Raw genomic sequence first — 16907 nt, 5'->3', positions numbered from 1 at the left:
TTACGCAAAAGCTTCATCTTAATCCTATTCACACGTAATAGCTAATTGTTTCACCAGTAACGACGGCGCGGCTGCACCATGTCCTTTCGCAAAATCTATATCATTCGCTATATCTTCAACATCTTTTAATAAGTCAAAAAAGTTCCCGGCGATTGTGAGCTGGTTTGTAGCTGATTTTACTTGACCTTCTTCAATGACAAATCCTTTCGCTGCAACCGAGAAGTCACCTGAAATTTCACTGACTCCAGAGTGAAGTCCTGACAATTCAGTAATCATAATGCCATCGCCTAATTCTAGCAATAACTCATCAAGGCTATTTTCATCTGGTTCAATATAAAAATTTGATGGCTGAACAGTTAAGGCATCTTTATATGATTCACGGAACCCATGCCCAGTTGATTCAACGTTACTCTTCTTAGCCGTTTTCAAATTATGAAGTAGAGTTTTTAATTTACCTGACTCTACTACGCTTACTTTTTTAGACGCGACACCTTCATCATCAAAATTGCGACCCATCAATGCGTCAGATGATTTTAGTGGGTCATCAGTGATATTGACTTTGGAGTTTGCAATCGTTTCACCCACTTTTTTACCTAAAAGGGACAATCCTCTCTGTACATTTTCTGCAGAGAAAATAGGCGTGAACGCTTGAAGAATTGATGAAGACGCGTCGTTCCGTAACACGACTGGGTACGTTTTATTTGCGATTCGCTCCGAGTTCAAGTAAGATAACGCTTCTTTGACCATTTTCTCCGCTATCTCCTGGGCCCTCTCTGTAGATAATTCTTTCAGATACTCATTGTGAGAACAGGTTTTCGTGACTTCGCCCTCTTTCACAATCACAGCTCCACCGAAGGTCAAATGACTTTTTGCTTCATTTAATCCCAACCCTTTACTGTTAAACAAGGCTTTCTCGCACTTTTCTTTAAACGCTGCGATATAGTACGTTCTCGACACTCTAGGGTCTACTTTATAAACTTTCCTTTCAACTTCTTTAGTAAATTCAACGATCTCATCATTACCGGCATTCACCATGTCATTTTCAAAATTCTCATCTGGATAAGACGAACTACCTTCAAATACGGGTGAAAAATCCTCTTCCTCGATGATACCTGCATTTTCTTTAGCGCTGTCTAGTAAAAATTCTACTGACGATTCATCGAGCTTTTCACTATAAGCATAGCCCATTCTCCCATTATAAAATCCTCTAAAAGATACCCCCGCCTCTTCAGACATCGTATATTGATCTACTTCACCTTGATCAATCATACAAACAAAGCTTTCAGACTTCTGATAAAATAACTCATAATCTTTGAAACCGAATTCACTAGCTTTTGAGAATAATTGATTTTTAAACTCTTGAATAATCATCTACGCTTCCCCCTTTGTTCCACCGACAGTGAGTTCACTCACTCTTAATGTCGGCTGACCAACGTTGACTGGAATCAAACCTGATGATGCACCACACATACCAGCTCCGTGACCAAGGTTGTTCCCGACCATATCTACTTTTTTAAGCGTATCTGCACCGTTACCAATTAACGTTGCACCGCGAACTGGACGGTCGATTTTTCCATTTTTAATCAAGTAAGCTTCTTCAGCCGCAAAGTTATAATCACCAGTAGCAGGGTTCACTTGCCCGCCACCCATATACTTGGCGAAAATGCCATACTCTGTATTCGAAATAATGTCATCAGGATTAAATTCTCCTGGTGCAATAAATGTATTAGTCATTCTTGACGTTGGGGCAAAGCGATACGACTCACGACGGCTTGAACCCGTCACATCTTGTTCCATGATTCTAGCATTTAATTTATCTACTAAGTAACCTTTTAAAATACCATTTTCGATTAATACATTGCGCTTCGCAGGCTCACCCTCATCATCGATATTAATAGAGCCCCATTCATTTTGAAGTGTTCCATCGTCAATATATGTCACTAAGTCAGAAGCGACTTTCTCGCCTACCTTATTAGAGAAAATAGATTTATTTTTCGCAACAGATGTTGCCTCTAATCCATGACCACATGCTTCATGGAAAATAACTCCGCCAAACTTATTATCAATGACAACCGGAAAGTTTCCACTCGGACACGGGTCAGCACTCAAATTTGTTACTGCGATCCGTGAGGCTTCATTGCCGTAAAAATCAAGATTCAAATTTTCTAAATGCTCCATTCCACTTAAAGCACCTGAGTTAATATATCCTTCTTCCATTCGACTCCCGTTAGAAGCAACTGATTGCACGACAAGGATATTCCTCACACGTTGATCCTCAACGAATGTTCCTTCAGAGTTTGCGATCAAAACGTTCTGCTCCTCGTCTTTTAATCGAATCCGAACTTGTGAAATCGATTCATTATACCGTTTGGACGCTTCATGGACTTTTTTCATCACATTCACTTTACGTGCTTTATTAACAGACTGTGGCATTTGTTCAATTGGATGAAGCACCTTTGCTTTATGATAGTCCAACTCTGTTAATGATAGTTTAGCGTCACCCTTAACCGTCTGCGCAACTTTTTTCGCTGCCTTCAATAATCCTTCTTTTGCAAAATCTGTTGTGTATGTATATGTGCTCTGGATTCCTTTAAACACGCGAATGCCAACTCCAAAGTCTCGACCTGACAAGCTATTTTCAACTAATCCACCTTGTAAGGACAAATTATTCGTTAATCGATCCTCGACAAAAACTTCCGCGAAATCGCCACCAGTACTTAACGCTTCATTCAAGATATCTTGAACGACTGTTTTGCTTAGCATTAACCTTCCCCCTTTTCCCTAATACAACCTATTATAACTTATTTTTCCAAAAATTCAGCCGTTTTTAGAACGAATCATTCTCCGACTCAAGACTGAAATTGACTTGAATATTTATTTTCTTATAAAAATTCTGTCATATTTAACACAACAGACTCATTTTGTTTTATAATACTTAGTATTCCGAAATAAATTTTACGGGGAGGAATTCAAATGGCAAAAACAAGATTACAACGTCACGAAGTACCAGTCGAACAAACTTGGAAATTAGATGATTTGTTCGTAACAACAGAAGATTGGGAAGCAGCTCTTAAGGAGATTGAAGGTTCCGTATCCAATGTATTGCAGTACAAAGGGAAGCTAGGTGAAGGACCTGATGTATTGTACAATTGCTTAGAAGAGCAAGCTAAACTCCATGAAAAAATCGTTCCTGTCGCAACCTATGCCAACCTTCGTTCATCTGAAGACGGTACAAACCCTGACAACCAATCAAACTCAGGTAAAGTTGCCTCAACACTTGCGCAGGTTGGAGCAGCATTGAGCTTTGTCGACTCTGAAATTCTAGCATTACCAGATGGCACGATTGAGAAATATCTCAAAGAACATGATGAATTAAAAGAATATGAAAATTTCCTTAAAGATCTACTAAAATATAAACCTTACACTCTATCACCAGAAACAGAAGAGGTGTTAGCTTCTTTAAGTGAAGTCCATAGCGCACCTTATACCATTTATCAGCGCAGTAAATCCTCGGATATGCAGTTTGATGACTTTGAGGCAAATGGCGAAACTTATCCGAACTCTTTTGCGTTATTCGAAGATGAATATGAATTATCTTCAGATACAACTCTCCGTAGAAGTGCTTATGATTCATTCGTTAACACATTAAAACAATACCAAAACACGTACGCGGCAACTTATGCAACAGAAGTTAAAAAGCAAGTTCAATTATCTAAAGCACGCGGTTATAAAAACGTTACTCAAATGTTACTTCAACCCCAAAAAGTTAACGAAGAGATGTACCACAATCAATTAGATGTCATTCAAAAAGAACTAGCTCCGCACATGCGCAAGTTTGCCAAACTAAAGAAAGAGGTTCTTGGTTTAGATAAAATGACCTTTGCGGATTTAAAAGCACCACTTGATCCTGAATTTAACCCGACAACAACTTATGAAGAAGTAAGCGAGACTATTTTAGAAGCCTTATCTGTCATGGGGCCTGAGTACACTGAGATTATGAAAAAAGGACTCAGTGAACGCTGGGTGGATTACGCTGATAACGTCGGTAAATCAACAGGTGCATTCTGCGCAAGCCCTTATGGTTCACATCCATATATTTTATTAACATGGACAGGTGCCATGCGTGGTGGCTTCATTCTAGCACACGAACTTGGCCATGCTGGACATTTCTATCTAGCTAACCAAAATCAGCGAATCTTTAATACACGTCCATCAACATACTTTGTTGAAGCACCATCGACGATGAACGAAATGCTTCTTGCAGATCATCTTTTATCCAAACATAGTGATGATGACCGTATGCGTCGCTGGATTATCTTGCAATTACTTGGTACTTACTATCACAACTTTGTGACTCATTTATTAGAAGGTGAATTCCAGCGCCGAGTATATGACCTAGCTGAAAAAGGCGTCCCGCTTACAGCTAAAGTGTTAAAACAACAAAAACGTGAAGCACTCGAGAACTTCTGGGGGGATACTGTTGAGCTAGATGAGGGTGCTGAGCTTACTTGGATGCGCCAGCCGCATTACTACATGGGATTATATCCATATACGTACTCAGCTGGATTAACCGCTTCAACGTTAGTTTCACGAAAAATCAAAGAAGAAGGCCAACCTGTTATTGATCGCTGGTTAGAAGTTTTAAAAGCAGGTGGCACTAAAACACCACAAGAACTAATGGAGTATGCAGGCGTTGATATGACATCGCCTGAACCAATTAAAAAAGCCGTTAATTATGTCGGATCGTTAGTTGATGATTTAGTGAAGAGCTATCAAGAGTCTGCTACAAAATAAAGTTCTACCCTCTGCATAAGCAGAGGGTTATTTTATCTCTTCATATTGATAAGTAATAGCATCATTGGATTCTTTTATAGAACAATTTAACACTCAGATGATAAACTAAAGATAAAATCAACCTCGAGGTGAATTTGATGAATAAAGTGATGCTATCTTTTAGCGGCGGAAAAGACTCCGTATTAGCGCTTCATAGATTAATAAATAATCCTAATTATGAAGTGTCTAACCTGTTAATTACAATGAGTGAAGACTATAATCGTAGCAGTATACACGGCATTCGTAATGAATTGATTGAGGCACAAATAGAAGCTCTTAACCTACCCGCTAAAAAGGTATTCTTACCTGACCCGTGCCCAAACGAAGTATACGAGAAGGCCATGTCAGATGTGATGAATGAAGCGATTCAAGATGGAGTGACCCATGTTGCATTTGGAGACATTAATTTAAAAGATATTAGAGATTATCGCGAAAAGCAGCTTGAGGGATTACCAGTAGATGTTTTATTTCCATTATGGGACGAACCAACGAGCGGTCTAATAGAAGAATTTATTCAATTGGGTTATAAAACCGCCATCACAACACTTGATCCGAATAAAGTCCCTAAGGCGTTTTTAGGTAGAGTCATAGATAAAAGTTTGTTAAATGAACTTCCTAAAGACGTTGACCCTTGCGGGGAGAATGGTGAATTTCACACCTTTACGTATGATGGGCCATTGTTTAAACAAAAAGTCGACTTGAAATTGACTGATAAAATCGTTAAAGGTACTTATTATTGGTATCGAGATTTTGTTTTATCGTAAACAAAAATATCTTAAAATTAAAATTTTACCCTAACTCAACCAATAAACCAATACCTTTTTAATCAAATAGGTCTATCGATACAAAAACTTGAACAAGTAAATATGAACTAGTTAAATTAGTTACATTTAACTAAAGTATTTCATTTATGTAATGAACAATCATTGAAACGCCTATAAATCAACATTTATCACCGATTCAAAATATAACGCTAGTTATATCACCCCTATGGTTATATTTTACCGGTTAGTAAAATCTTTAAATATAACCATACTATTTTATCATGTTTAATTATCTGAATATTGTTATAATTATGGCAAGCAGTTTATAAAGCAAGGTAGTGGTTAGCCCTGGTCCTGTCGTTGGCGAATAGGAACGATGAAAGGAGGGGTATAAAGTGAAGTATTACGAAAGTACTTTTGTAATACTGGCGGTGGTAGGTGGGCTGACAACTATGTCGGATACACCTGTGATCGTCTTGCCAATGTTCGTGTTTATTGGCAAAAAAGAAGCTGCCTTGCTTTTGGCGGAAGCAAGACAGCGCGTCACATTTGCGTAATGGGTTTCCGTTAGCCACATTCCTTGTGGCATAAACTGCGGGAAGGGTACGGAATTGAGTCTTCAATTCCTACCCTTTACCCATTTTATACATCTATATTTAAGATATAACCTAAATTTTTAGTTTCTAATCTTTTTTTATAACATCTCTGAAACTGTTTTACCTTGCATGAAGTTGTAAAGGTAATCTGGTCCACCAGCTTTAGAGTCTGTACCTGACATGTTGAAGCCACCAAATGGATGGTAACCAACGATTGCTGCTGTACAGCCACGGTTGAAGTATAGGTTACCTACGTGGAAGTCTTCTCTAGCTATTTCTAAGTGGTTTCGGTTGTTAGAGATGACTGCACCTGTTAGACCGTAATCCGTGTTGTTTGCAATGTCTAAAGCTTCATCAAAGTCTTTTGCTTTAGTGAAAGCCACAACTGGACCGAAGATCTCCTCTTGCATAATGGTTGCTTCAGGATCCACATCAGCAAAGATTGTTGGATTAATGAAGTAACCTTTCGAGTCGTCTCCTTCTCCACCGAATACTAACTTTCCTTCATTTTTACCAGTGTCAATGTAACCCATGATCTTATCATAAGCACCTTGGTCGATAACTGGTCCCATGAAGTAGTTCTTATCTGTTGTATTTCCAACTGTGATATCTTGAGTCAGTTCTTTAACACGCTCTAATAAATCATCGTAAACGTCCTCATGCGCTACAACACGTGAACATGCTGAACATTTCTGTCCTTGGAAACCAAATGCAGAGTTCATAACTGATTCAGCTGCTAATTCTAGGTCACTATCGCTATCTACGACAATCGTGTCCTTACCACCCATTTCAGCAACTACACGTTTTAGCCATTTTTGGCCTGGTTGAACTTTTGCAGCTTTCTCAAAAATACCCGTACCAACATCACGAGATCCTGTGAAGCTTACGAAACGTGTTTTAGGGTGTTCTACTAGGTAGTCACCGATTTCGCTACCGCTACCTGGGATATAGTTAATAACGCCAGCTGGCATACCTGCTTCTTCTAATACTTCCATTAGTTTGTAAGCAATAACTGGAGTTGCACTTGCAGGTTTTAATAAGACAGTATTTCCTGTAACCATTGGCGACACTGCAGTACCACACATAATAGCGAATAGGAAGTTCCAAGGTGAAACGACTAAACCTACACCTAATGGAATATATCCGAAACGATTATTTTCAACCGGACGGCTATTAATCTCTTTATCTTTCGCAATTTCTAGCATTTGACGACCATAGTATTCTAGGAAGTCAATACCTTCTGCGATATCTGCATCTGCTTCTTTCCACGGCTTACCGCCTTCGTGAATAATCCAAGCATTGAATTCATGCTTACGACGACGTACGATTGCTGCTGCGCGGAATAGAATATCAGCGCGCATTTCTGGTGTCGATTTTCTCCACCATTCGAATGTTTCATCCGCAACTTGCATCGCCTTTTCTGCAAGCTCTTTGTCAGCTTTAGATACATAACCAACTACTTCGTCTTTCTTAGCTGGGTTAAATGACGTTAATTTATTGTCTGTATAGATACGTTCTCCGCCAATGATTAGTGGGTACTCTTTACCGAGTTCACTTTTTACAAGGCTTAGAGCTTCTTCCATTGCTTTTTTGTTTTCTTCAAGAGTAAAATCTGTAAATGGTTCATGACGATATGGTTGTACCATATTAAAAGCCTCCTTAATTCGTTTTTGACCGCTATTGTAGCGCTTCCATTGTCTATTTTAAACGAAATGTGTCAGTCAATCAAATCAAAAATTTTAGATTATTCGTAAATGTGTACACTCGGATTCTCTTCGCCGGCCTTCCGATAAATTAACGCCTCTTGCTGGTTCGGCGATTCCACAGTTATTTCAACATCATAAGAAGTAGGGAAATATTCAATAATTAAGCTATACAAGTGTTGTGAAAAAGCCACAACTTCTTGTTGACCATAAAATTCAATTGGAATATTAATAGACATATTCCGTAATTGATCCCCTTCATAGAACCCTCGTCCAATGACACCTGTATAATTTGGAAAAAATGTTTGAACTTGTTGAGTGAATTCATTCATTAATTCATATTGATCATAGTAGTTCTCTTGAGCTTCATCAGATGGAAACAATACATGGTTTTCATTTATGCTGTCCCAATCCTGAACTTGTTGTGATAACGGCTCAACTACTGTTTTGGCAACAAAATTACCTGGAATAATCGCATTGTTACTATTTTCACGGTATAAAGCAACCATTACTGGAACATTTTCTAGTTCTTCAATATCCCTAATTCTAGATAAAAGAGAATTCGTTACCTCTTTACCTTTTGACAACATTTCATCATAGCTAATATCAGTTGAATAAGAGTTTCCTTCGATGCTGAATGAGTATTCAGATTTTAACGCAATCCCTATTGCAATGCCGCCTAATTCAACTCGGTTATCTTTTGTCCGCACGAGATAATTGTGTTCTAAAACGTGCGAGAAAATCCTAGGATTCTCTTCATGATACTTCTTCTTTTTACTGTTCTTATTCGGAGGATTTAGTGAGTCAATCCAGTCAAAGATCGTTCCTTCATCTAGATACTGTCCTTCTTGAAATAAATAGTCATCCGGACTAAACGTATCTTTCGCATGTCTAATTAACCCAAGTTCTAATTCATCCACATCGTACCCATTTGCAACCTGGCCTGTAATCGTACCTCTAGCTGCACTTGGCTTATAAGGAACAATAGTTTGATAGTCGTCCTCATTATACCGATTCGGAATAATTTTAGTTGTTTGTTCTTCTGGATTCGTTTCTTCCTCTTCCTGCACGACTTCTTCATCCGATTCGTATTGTGGTGTACAGGCGGATACGATGAGAAGAACTGATAATAATATTGCTAACTTCTTCATGTCTTTCCACTCCCTATGCATCGAGTGCATCCATCAGTTGTTGCTCATTCCACACTTCAACGTCTAGCTTTTTCGCTTTATCTAATTTAGAACCTGCATCTTCCCCGGCAATTAAAAGGTCTGTCTTCTTACTGACACTTCCTGTTACATTACCACCTAAAGCTTCAATACGCTCTTTCACTTCTCCTCGAGTCAGCTGCTCAAGCTTTCCAGTTAAGACGACTGTTTTTTCGTAAAAGATTGAGTCCGTACTGACGTCCACTGTTCCACCTAAATATTCCATATTTAGTCCTAAGTTCCTCAGTTCGTTTATAAGCTCTTGAACTTGAGGTTTATCGAAGTACGTCGCAATTGATTCTGCCATTTTTGAACCGATTTCTGGTACTTCCTCAAGGTCCTCAGCAGATGCATCTATGAGCTGGTCCATTGATTTAAACTGAGAGGCTAATGTGTCGGCCGCTTTACTACCTACGTAGCGAATACCTAAGCCAAACAATAAGCGCTCCAGTGAATTTTCTTTTGAAGCTTCAATGGCAGTTAGTAAATTCGATACCGATTTTTCACCCATTCGTTCAAGCTCTAATAGATCGTCTCGGTTTAATTTATATAAATCCGCAATGGTATGAATTAAGTCATTATCAAAAAGCTGTTCAATCACTTTCTCACCCAAACCATCAATGTTCATCGCATTACGCGAAACAAAATGGATCAGCCCTTCCTTGAGCTGAGCTTCACAGTTCGGGTTTAAACATCTATAGGCAACTTCGTCGTCGACTTTTTCGATTTTACTTCCGCAAACCGGGCAATTCTCAGGCATTCTGAAAACTTTCTCATCCCCTGTACGTTCGTCTTCAACGACACGCACGACTTCTGGAATGATGTCACCTGCTTTTTTAATGACCACAGTATCTCCAATACGAATATCCTTCTCGATAATCAAGTCTTCGTTATGTAACGAGGCACGAGATATTGTTGTACCAGCCACTTGTACGGGTTCTAGAATTGCTGTAGGTGTAATGGCACCTGTCCTGCCAACGCTTAGTTCGATATCATGAAGTTTTGTTACGGCCTCTTCAGCCGGAAATTTATAAGCGATTGCCCAACGCGGACTTTTCGCGGTAAAGCCTAGCTCTTCTTGCTGATCAATTGAATCAACCTTAATCACGATGCCATCAATTTCATAATCAAGTTCACTACGTTTTAACGTCCACTCTTCCGTATACTTAATCACATCTTCAATATCTTCAAATGTACGCGTCTCTGGATTCGTTTTAAACCCTAGCTTGTTTAAGTATTCTAATCGTTCACTATGGCTTCCTATTGAACCTGCTTCCCATTTGCCGACACTATAGACGAACATACTTAAGTTACGCTTAGCCGCAATTTTAGGATCTAACTGCCGTAAAGACCCTGCAGCTGCATTTCTAGGGTTCGCAAAAACTTCAAGTCCCTCTTGTTCTCTGGCTTCATTTAAAGCGAGAAACGACCTCTTAGGCATGTAAGCTTCCCCGCGAACTTCTATCGTTTCTTCTTCTTTTATTTTTAGAGGAATACTTTTAATCGTTTTTAAGTTATTCGTAATATCTTCGCCTGTTTTCCCATCGCCACGGGTTGCCCCTCTAACAAATTTCCCGTTTTCGTACGTTAATGAAATAGCTAGACCATCAATTTTCAGCTCACATACATAGCGATAGTTATTGACCTGCTCACGTATGCGCCTGTCAAAATCACGCAAATCATCTTCACCAAAGGCATTACCTAGACTGAGCATCGGCACCTCATGGTCAACCTTTACAAATTTATCTAACGGCTCACCACCAACTCGCTGGCTTGGAGAATCTTCCGTTAAAAGATCAGGGAACTGTTCTTCAAGTCCAATTAACTCATGAAGCTTCTCATCATAAATATGATCGGGTACAGTTGGGTTATCTAATACGTGATACTCATAGTTATATTGATTAAGTTCATCTTTAAGATACTCAATTTTCTTCGCAGCTTCTTCACGGTTCATGAATGGCCACCTCTTTTATTCAATTTTATTAACCGGAGCAAAATTAGCTAACAAACGCTTCACGCCAACTGGAGATGGAAATGCGATATCTAATTCTTGGTTATCACCATCACCAACAACCTTGACGATCGTACCGACTCCCCACTTTTTATGCTCAACTTTATCTCCAGGATTCCAGTTTTGTGGGGTGGTTGGAGCTGGGTTAATTTTCTTTGCGTAACGTTTTGGTTTCGGTTGTTCTGACCTTGACGATAGCTGGTTCATAGCCTGTTCTAAACTTCCACCAGATTCAAACGTCATATTACTTAGCGTGCCTTCTCGTTCTATAAGCTCAGATGGAATTTCATCTATAAAACGACTAGGCTGATTACTTTGCCTGCGTCCAAAGAACGTACGTGATGATGCATAGGTGATATATAATAACTGCTCAGCACGAGTAATACCTACATAAGCTAAACGACGCTCTTCTTCCATCTCCTCTTCATCAAATAGTGAACGACTGTGAGGAAAAATATTCTCTTCTAGCCCAATTAAGAAAACAATTGGAAACTCTAGCCCTTTAGCTGAGTGTAGCGTCATAAGCGTCACTTTATTATCTGTTTCATCATCTGCTTGATCTAAATCAGATACTAATGCTAAATCTGTTAAAAACGCAATTAATGACTGGTCTTCCTCATTTGTTTCTTCGAACTGTTTAGTAACGGTTTTAAATTCATCTAAGTTTTCTAAACGGCCCTGAGCCTCTAGAGACTTATCCTTTTTCAGCTCCTCTTCATAGCCTGAGCGCGTTAACACTTCTTGCACTAAATCTGTGACCGTTAAAAACTCTTGTTGCTTGCGCCACTGTTCAATTAGCTGTCTAAAGTGATGAAGCTGATTGACTGCCTTTTTTGATATACCGGCAAAATCTGAATCTCGAATAGCATCATATAACGATTGATCAGTCATTTCAGCATGTACTTGTAGTTTTTCAATTGAAGACTTACCAATCCCTCGTTTAGGTACATTAACCACTCTTAAAAAGCTGATATCATCATGGGGGTTTGCGATTAGTCTCAAATATGCAAGTAGATCCTTAATTTCCTTACGGTCATAGAATTTCGTCCCGCCAATGATTTGATACGGAATGTTTGATTTCATCAAAACATCCTCCATCGCACGTGACTGTGCATTCGTACGATACAGAATAGCGAAATCACGATAATCCCTTTTACCTTCATCTAAAATTTCTTGGATTTGATCTATGACATAACGAGCCTCCTGACGCTCATCATACGCTTCATAAAGTCTGATTTGTGTCCCATCAGGGTTGTCCGTCCATAATTCTTTAGGTTTTCTTGACGTATTGTGTTCAATCACAGTATTTGCTGCACCTAAAATCGTTTTTGTTGAACGATAGTTTTGTTCAAGTAAAATCACCTTCGCATTCGGGTAATCCTCTTCAAACGATAAAATATTATAAATATCCGCCCCGCGCCATTTATAAATCGACTGATCGGAATCACCAACAACGCATAAGTTTTTAAATCGAGAAGCCAATAGTTTAACAAGTTGATACTGCGCTCTGTTCGTATCTTGATACTCATCGACATGTATGTACTGGAAACGGTTTTGATAAAACTTAAGAGTCTCTGGCACACGATCAAATAAATGAAACGTCTCCATAATTAAACCATCAAAATCAAGCGCCTGATTCTTCCTTAAAATAGCTTGATACGTTTCATATAGTTGTGCAATGACTTCTTCGTAATAGTTATTAGCCTCATTTTTCATTACTTGAGGTGTTTTAAGCTGATTTTTGGCAGCACTAATCGCAAATAAAACAGCTTTAGGATTATACTGCTTAGAATCAACATTATTCATACGTAATGACTCTTTCACGGCCTGAAGCTGATCAGTCATGTCATAAATAGCAAAGTTACGGTCAATGCCGATTCTGTCTCCATCACGGCGCAAGATCCTAACGCAAAGCGAGTGGAAGGTGGACATGATAATATTTTTTGCTTCATCACCAACTAAACGTTCCACACGATCCTTCATCTCACGAGCTGCCTTGTTCGTAAACGTAATGGCCAAAATGTTGTATGGATTTACATCTTTTTCAGCTAATAAATATGCAATGCGATGTGTAAGAACACGTGTTTTACCACTACCAGCACCTGCCATGATTAGTAATGGCCCTTCTGTATGTTGCACCGCTTCTTGTTGCGGTTTGTTCATGCCACTTAAAATTTCATTGGCTGTTAAACTCAACTTTGACCCACCTTTATTTCGAATTCACTTTCTTAACAGCATGTACCGTCCGGAGTGCTGCTTTGATATCTTCATAAATGACGTTACCGACAACCACAATATCTGACCGTTCCGCCATTTCAGTTGCTTGTTGCTTCGTTTGAATACCGCCACCATAGATTAACACAGCATTATCCAAAGCTTCATGAACGTTTTGGACTAAATCTGGATTGCCATAAGTCCCGCTATATTCTAAGTAGACGAATGGAAGCCGCATGAGTTTCTCAGCAGTTTGAGCATATGCCACGACGTCATCATCATCTAATGGAATTGAATTGGTGTACCTATAAGCTTTTGAATTAGAATTGAGCATAATATAGCCCTCTGTTAATAATTCTTCCCATTCGATAAACTCGCCATAAGTTTTAACCGCTTCTTGGTGCAGTCCAATAATCCATTTACGATCTTCACTGTTCAGCACCATTGGGATAAAATAAAAATCAAATCCAGGAGTTACCGACTCAATATTGGATACTTCTAAAATACACGGAACAGTATACCGTCTAACTCTAGCTAGCATATTGATGACATCATCTAGCGTCACATCATCCGTTCCGCCGACTATGATGGCATCCGTTCCCGACTCGCAAATCGCTTCTAAATCTTCATCTGATATTTCCTTGTTTGGATCAAGTTTAAATATATGTCTCCACGTGCTAAAGTCTTCGATCACGATTTCATTCCTCCAACTGACTACTTCACCTTCTCATTATATCAGAAATTAAAGCTCAATTTGAGGGTTTCATATAGTGTTAATATTTTGTTTATAAAAGTTGAGAAGCGTGGTACAATATGCTAATATAAGATATCAATTACATAAAACGTTGAAGGGTTAATAGTAGCTAAGCTCGATGCTCATAGCGATTCAGGGATGGTGAGAGCCTGAAAGTATAGTTTAGTGAAAAGGCAACCTGGAGTTTTCGTTCTGAAAGAGGGCATGCTTGGCATGTCAATCAGGGTGGAACCGCGGGAGATACACTCTCGTCCCTGGGCTGGTTAAGCCCATGTGGACGGGAGTTTTTTAGTTTATAAGCATTATTGGTTCTATAACAATGGTGCGTTGTAAGTGAAGCGAAAGGCGGCGACTCCTAGAGGATTAGCGCGAGGCGAAAATCACGCGAAACGAACGATGTGAGTTTCGTGAAGTTAAGACCGCGCCCTCAGGAAAGCGTCCGCCTGTAGCGAAACAAAATGATATCACTTAAAAGGGAGGCCAATTACAATGGCAAAAGATATGGAACAATTAGTCAATCACGCTAAACATCGTGGATTTGTTTTTCAAGGCTCTGAAATCTACGGAGGCCTAGCCAACACTTGGGATTACGGCCCATTAGGTGTCGAAGTCAAGAAAAACTTAAAAGACGCATGGTGGAAAAAATTCGTCCAGCAGTCACCTTACAATGTCGGATTAGATGCTGCTATTTTAATGAACCCAAAGACTTGGGAAGCATCAGGTCACTTAGGTAACTTTAACGACCCTATGATTGACTGTAAAGACTGTAAATCACGCCACCGCGCTGACCACCTCATCGAAAACCACTTTGAAGCGAAAGGTGAAGAACGTGTAGTCGATGGGTTACCTTTTGACGAGTTAGAAAAAATTATTAAGAAAGAAGGCATAACGTGCCCGAACTGTGGTTCAAGCAACTTTACGGATATCCGTCAGTTCAACTTAATGTTTAAAACTCATCAAGGTGTCACAGAGGATTCTTCAGATGAAATTTATATGCGTCCTGAAACAGCGCAAGGTATTTTTGTTAACTTTAAGAACGTTCAACGTTCGATGCGTAAAAAACTGCCTTTCGGTATCGCACAAATCGGCAAAAGTTTCCGTAACGAAATCACGCCAGGTAACTTCATTTTCCGTACACGTGAATTCGAACAAATGGAGATGGAATTCTTCTGTAAACCAGGTGAAGAGATGGAGTGGTATAACTACTGGTTAGACTTCTGCCACAACTGGTTAACAGATTTAGGGTTAGATAATGACAGAATCCGCCGTCGCGAACACGATTCTGAAGAGCTATCTCATTATAGTAATGCGACAACTGATTTAGAGTATCAGTTCCCATTCGGTTGGGGTGAGTTATGGGGAATCGCCTCTCGCACAGATTACGACTTAAGCAAGCATGCTGAACACTCAGGTGAAGATATGCAATACATCGATCAGCAAACAAATGAGCGCTATGTACCCTATGTCATTGAACCCGCATTAGGCGCAGACCGCCTTGCATTAGCTTTCTTAGCAGATGCATATGTGGAAGAAGAACTTGAAGATGGCACATCTCGTACGGTAATGAAGTTCCATCCAGCCGTTGCACCATTTAAAGCATCAGTCTTTCCTTTATCTAAAAAGCTAAGCGAAGAGGCTCAAGAAGTATTCGCTGATCTATCTCAAGACTTCATGGTCGATTATGATGAGTCAGGATCAATCGGTAAACGTTACCGACGTCACGACGAAATCGGAACGCCATTTTGTATTACGTATGACTTTGATTCAAAAGAAGACGGCCAAGTCACCGTACGCGACCGTGACACGATGGAACAGAAGCGTATGCCAATATCTGAACTAAAAACTTTCTTACAAGACAAAGTGAAATACTAAACTTCAAAGCCTCTACATCAAGTAGGGGCTTTAAGTATACGGAGGAATCATGATGAAAGCACGTCTATCGGATTGGCTGTGGGTAGGCTTAGGTGGTGCTACAGGGACACTAGCTAGAGGAGGCATCGCTGAATTTTTTAGCTTTTCCTCTTTCCCAACAGGCACCTTAATCGTCAATCTAGTCGGAAGTTTACTATTAGGAGGTTTTACGGCCTACTTATTTTTCAGAAAAAATAACACGCTTCATTTATTATTTGGCGTCGGGTTTTGTGGTTCTTTTACAACCATGTCGATGTTCGCTGCCGATGCCACTATATTGTTATCAACGTCGGCCTTTCAATTTTTAGCATATGTTCTAGCTTCAGTAATTGGTGGTATTTTATTAGCCATGCTCGGCTTTTGGATTATTAAAAACATATACGAAAGGGGCCAAGCAGCATGAACCTATTGATTCTGGCCCTAGGCGGCGCACTTGGAGCCATTAGCCGTTTTGAAGTCGTCAACTTGTTCGAGAAAAAGCACCCCTTCCCTTTTTCGACACTTGTTATTAACCTAATTGGCTCAGCACTTCTCGGCATTGTAATGGCCATTTTCATAGAAACTCAATATGTTTATACATTTTTCGCAGTTGGCTTTCTAGGTGCGTTTACAACCTTTTCAACCTTTTGCGTTGAGTCCATGAAGCTCATTCAAGAACAACAATGGATCACCTTCATATTATATCTCACCACTACTATTCTAGGCTCAATCCTATCCTTCACCCTTACATTTTTCCTATTTTAAGCAAAACACTTACCACCCAGGGTGAAGTGTGTTATTATTTATTTATAATAATTATAAAGTAATAATTTTTATAAAAAAGTGTTCACCTGCATGCTTTTTGATTTAGCTACAGGTTTTAACGATTTGCCTGCGAGTTAATTGAAATTACCTGTAAGTTTTCCGAAATTAG

At 39.4% G+C, this 16907-nt stretch carries 13 protein-coding genes; 6 read left to right on the top strand and 7 right to left on the bottom strand.

All coding sequences use genetic code 11. The features are described from left to right. Positions 1-24: 24 nt before the first annotated feature. Positions 25-1371 (bottom strand): TldD/PmbA family protein, encoded by a 1347-nt coding sequence (locus ACFSW4_RS04165; RefSeq protein WP_377327626.1) that lies wholly within the window; start codon positions 1369-1371, stop codon positions 25-27. Further along, the gene (locus ACFSW4_RS04160) at positions 1372-2763 is read right to left on the bottom strand and encodes a TldD/PmbA family protein (RefSeq protein WP_377327624.1); all 1392 of its coding nucleotides are present in this window, start codon (positions 2761-2763) and stop codon (positions 1372-1374) included. 210 nt (positions 2764-2973) lie between these two features. Here ACFSW4_RS04160 and pepF point away from each other — a divergent pair, with 210 nt between their 5' ends. The 3 genes from pepF (at position 2974) to ACFSW4_RS04145 (ending at position 6154) form a co-directional block, all read left to right on the top strand. Then, positions 2974-4794, top strand: coding sequence for an oligoendopeptidase F (gene pepF, locus ACFSW4_RS04155; RefSeq protein ID WP_377327622.1), 1821 nt, complete (start codon positions 2974-2976; stop codon positions 4792-4794). A 137-nt stretch (positions 4795-4931) separates the two neighbouring features. Beyond that, a complete protein-coding gene (locus ACFSW4_RS04150) occupies positions 4932-5597 on the top strand; it encodes a Dph6-related ATP pyrophosphatase (protein ID WP_377327620.1) in 666 nt (221 codons plus the stop codon). A 395-nt stretch (positions 5598-5992) separates the two neighbouring features. Continuing rightward, positions 5993-6154 carry a hypothetical protein gene (locus ACFSW4_RS04145; RefSeq protein WP_377327618.1) on the top strand — a complete coding sequence of 54 codons (162 nt, stop codon included), beginning with the start codon at positions 5993-5995 and terminating at the stop codon, positions 6152-6154. Between the two features lie 137 nt (positions 6155-6291). On the opposite strand, the gene pruA is transcribed toward ACFSW4_RS04145, so the two are convergent. From pruA to ACFSW4_RS04120, 5 genes are all read right to left on the bottom strand, one after another. Then, entirely contained in the window at positions 6292-7839 is a 1548-nt protein-coding gene (gene pruA / locus ACFSW4_RS04140; RefSeq protein WP_377327616.1) for an L-glutamate gamma-semialdehyde dehydrogenase, read from the bottom strand. 98 nt (positions 7840-7937) lie between these two features. Further along, positions 7938-9047 (bottom strand): CamS family sex pheromone protein, encoded by a 1110-nt coding sequence (locus ACFSW4_RS04135; protein WP_377327614.1) that lies wholly within the window; start codon positions 9045-9047, stop codon positions 7938-7940. A 13-nt stretch (positions 9048-9060) separates the two neighbouring features. Continuing rightward, positions 9061-11058, bottom strand: coding sequence for an NAD-dependent DNA ligase LigA (gene ligA / locus ACFSW4_RS04130; protein ID WP_377327612.1), 1998 nt, complete (start codon positions 11056-11058; stop codon positions 9061-9063). Positions 11059-11073: 15 nt separating this feature from the next. Next, positions 11074-13311, bottom strand: a complete 2238-nt coding sequence (gene pcrA / locus ACFSW4_RS04125; RefSeq protein ID WP_377327610.1) for a DNA helicase PcrA — start codon at positions 13309-13311, stop codon at positions 11074-11076. A 13-nt stretch (positions 13312-13324) separates the two neighbouring features. Beyond that, positions 13325-14020, bottom strand: coding sequence for a heptaprenylglyceryl phosphate synthase (locus tag ACFSW4_RS04120; RefSeq protein ID WP_054752703.1), 696 nt, complete (start codon positions 14018-14020; stop codon positions 13325-13327). A 552-nt stretch (positions 14021-14572) separates the two neighbouring features. On the opposite strand from ACFSW4_RS04120, the gene ACFSW4_RS04115 reads away from it, so the two are divergent. From ACFSW4_RS04115 to ACFSW4_RS04105, 3 genes are read left to right on the top strand one after another with little or no spacing between them, the layout of a single operon-like run. Beyond that, positions 14573-15955: a glycine--tRNA ligase gene (locus ACFSW4_RS04115; protein WP_377327608.1), complete on the top strand. Its 1383-nt coding sequence runs from the start codon at positions 14573-14575 to the stop codon at positions 15953-15955. 52 nt (positions 15956-16007) lie between these two features. After that, positions 16008-16397 (top strand): fluoride efflux transporter FluC, encoded by a 390-nt coding sequence (locus tag ACFSW4_RS04110; protein WP_377327606.1) that lies wholly within the window; start codon positions 16008-16010, stop codon positions 16395-16397. Beyond that, positions 16394-16738 carry a fluoride efflux transporter FluC gene (locus ACFSW4_RS04105; protein ID WP_054752632.1) on the top strand — a complete coding sequence of 115 codons (345 nt, stop codon included), beginning with the start codon at positions 16394-16396 and terminating at the stop codon, positions 16736-16738. The genes ACFSW4_RS04110 and ACFSW4_RS04105 overlap by 4 nt, the downstream gene beginning before the upstream one ends. Positions 16739-16907: the final 169 nt, after the last annotated feature.

Origin of the sequence: Piscibacillus salipiscarius (assembly GCF_042685285.1) — a bacterium.
Taxonomy (GTDB): domain Bacteria; phylum Bacillota; class Bacilli; order Bacillales; family Alkalibacillaceae; genus Piscibacillus; species Piscibacillus salipiscarius.
Note: the sequence above shows the minus strand (reverse complement) of the source record. Positions and strands in the feature narration are given on the sequence as shown.

What these genes read in the sequence shown, in the direction of transcription:
- ACFSW4_RS04165 (WP_377327626.1), bottom strand. Translation starts at nt 1,371, where the DNA reads ATGATTATTCAAGAGTTTAAAAATCAATTATTCTCAAAAGCTAGTGAA.
- ACFSW4_RS04160 (WP_377327624.1), bottom strand. Translation starts at nt 2,763, where the DNA reads ATGCTAAGCAAAACAGTCGTTCAAGATATCTTGAATGAAGCGTTAAGT.
- pepF (WP_377327622.1), top strand. Translation starts at nt 2,974, where the DNA reads ATGGCAAAAACAAGATTACAACGTCACGAAGTACCAGTCGAACAAACT.
- ACFSW4_RS04150 (WP_377327620.1), top strand. Translation starts at nt 4,932, where the DNA reads ATGAATAAAGTGATGCTATCTTTTAGCGGCGGAAAAGACTCCGTATTA.
- pruA (WP_377327616.1), bottom strand. Translation starts at nt 7,839, where the DNA reads ATGGTACAACCATATCGTCATGAACCATTTACAGATTTTACTCTTGAA.
- ACFSW4_RS04135 (WP_377327614.1), bottom strand. Translation starts at nt 9,047, where the DNA reads ATGAAGAAGTTAGCAATATTATTATCAGTTCTTCTCATCGTATCCGCC.
- ligA (WP_377327612.1), bottom strand. Translation starts at nt 11,058, where the DNA reads ATGAACCGTGAAGAAGCTGCGAAGAAAATTGAGTATCTTAAAGATGAA.
- ACFSW4_RS04115 (WP_377327608.1), top strand. Translation starts at nt 14,573, where the DNA reads ATGGCAAAAGATATGGAACAATTAGTCAATCACGCTAAACATCGTGGA.
- ACFSW4_RS04110 (WP_377327606.1), top strand. Translation starts at nt 16,008, where the DNA reads ATGAAAGCACGTCTATCGGATTGGCTGTGGGTAGGCTTAGGTGGTGCT.
- ACFSW4_RS04105 (WP_054752632.1), top strand. Translation starts at nt 16,394, where the DNA reads ATGAACCTATTGATTCTGGCCCTAGGCGGCGCACTTGGAGCCATTAGC.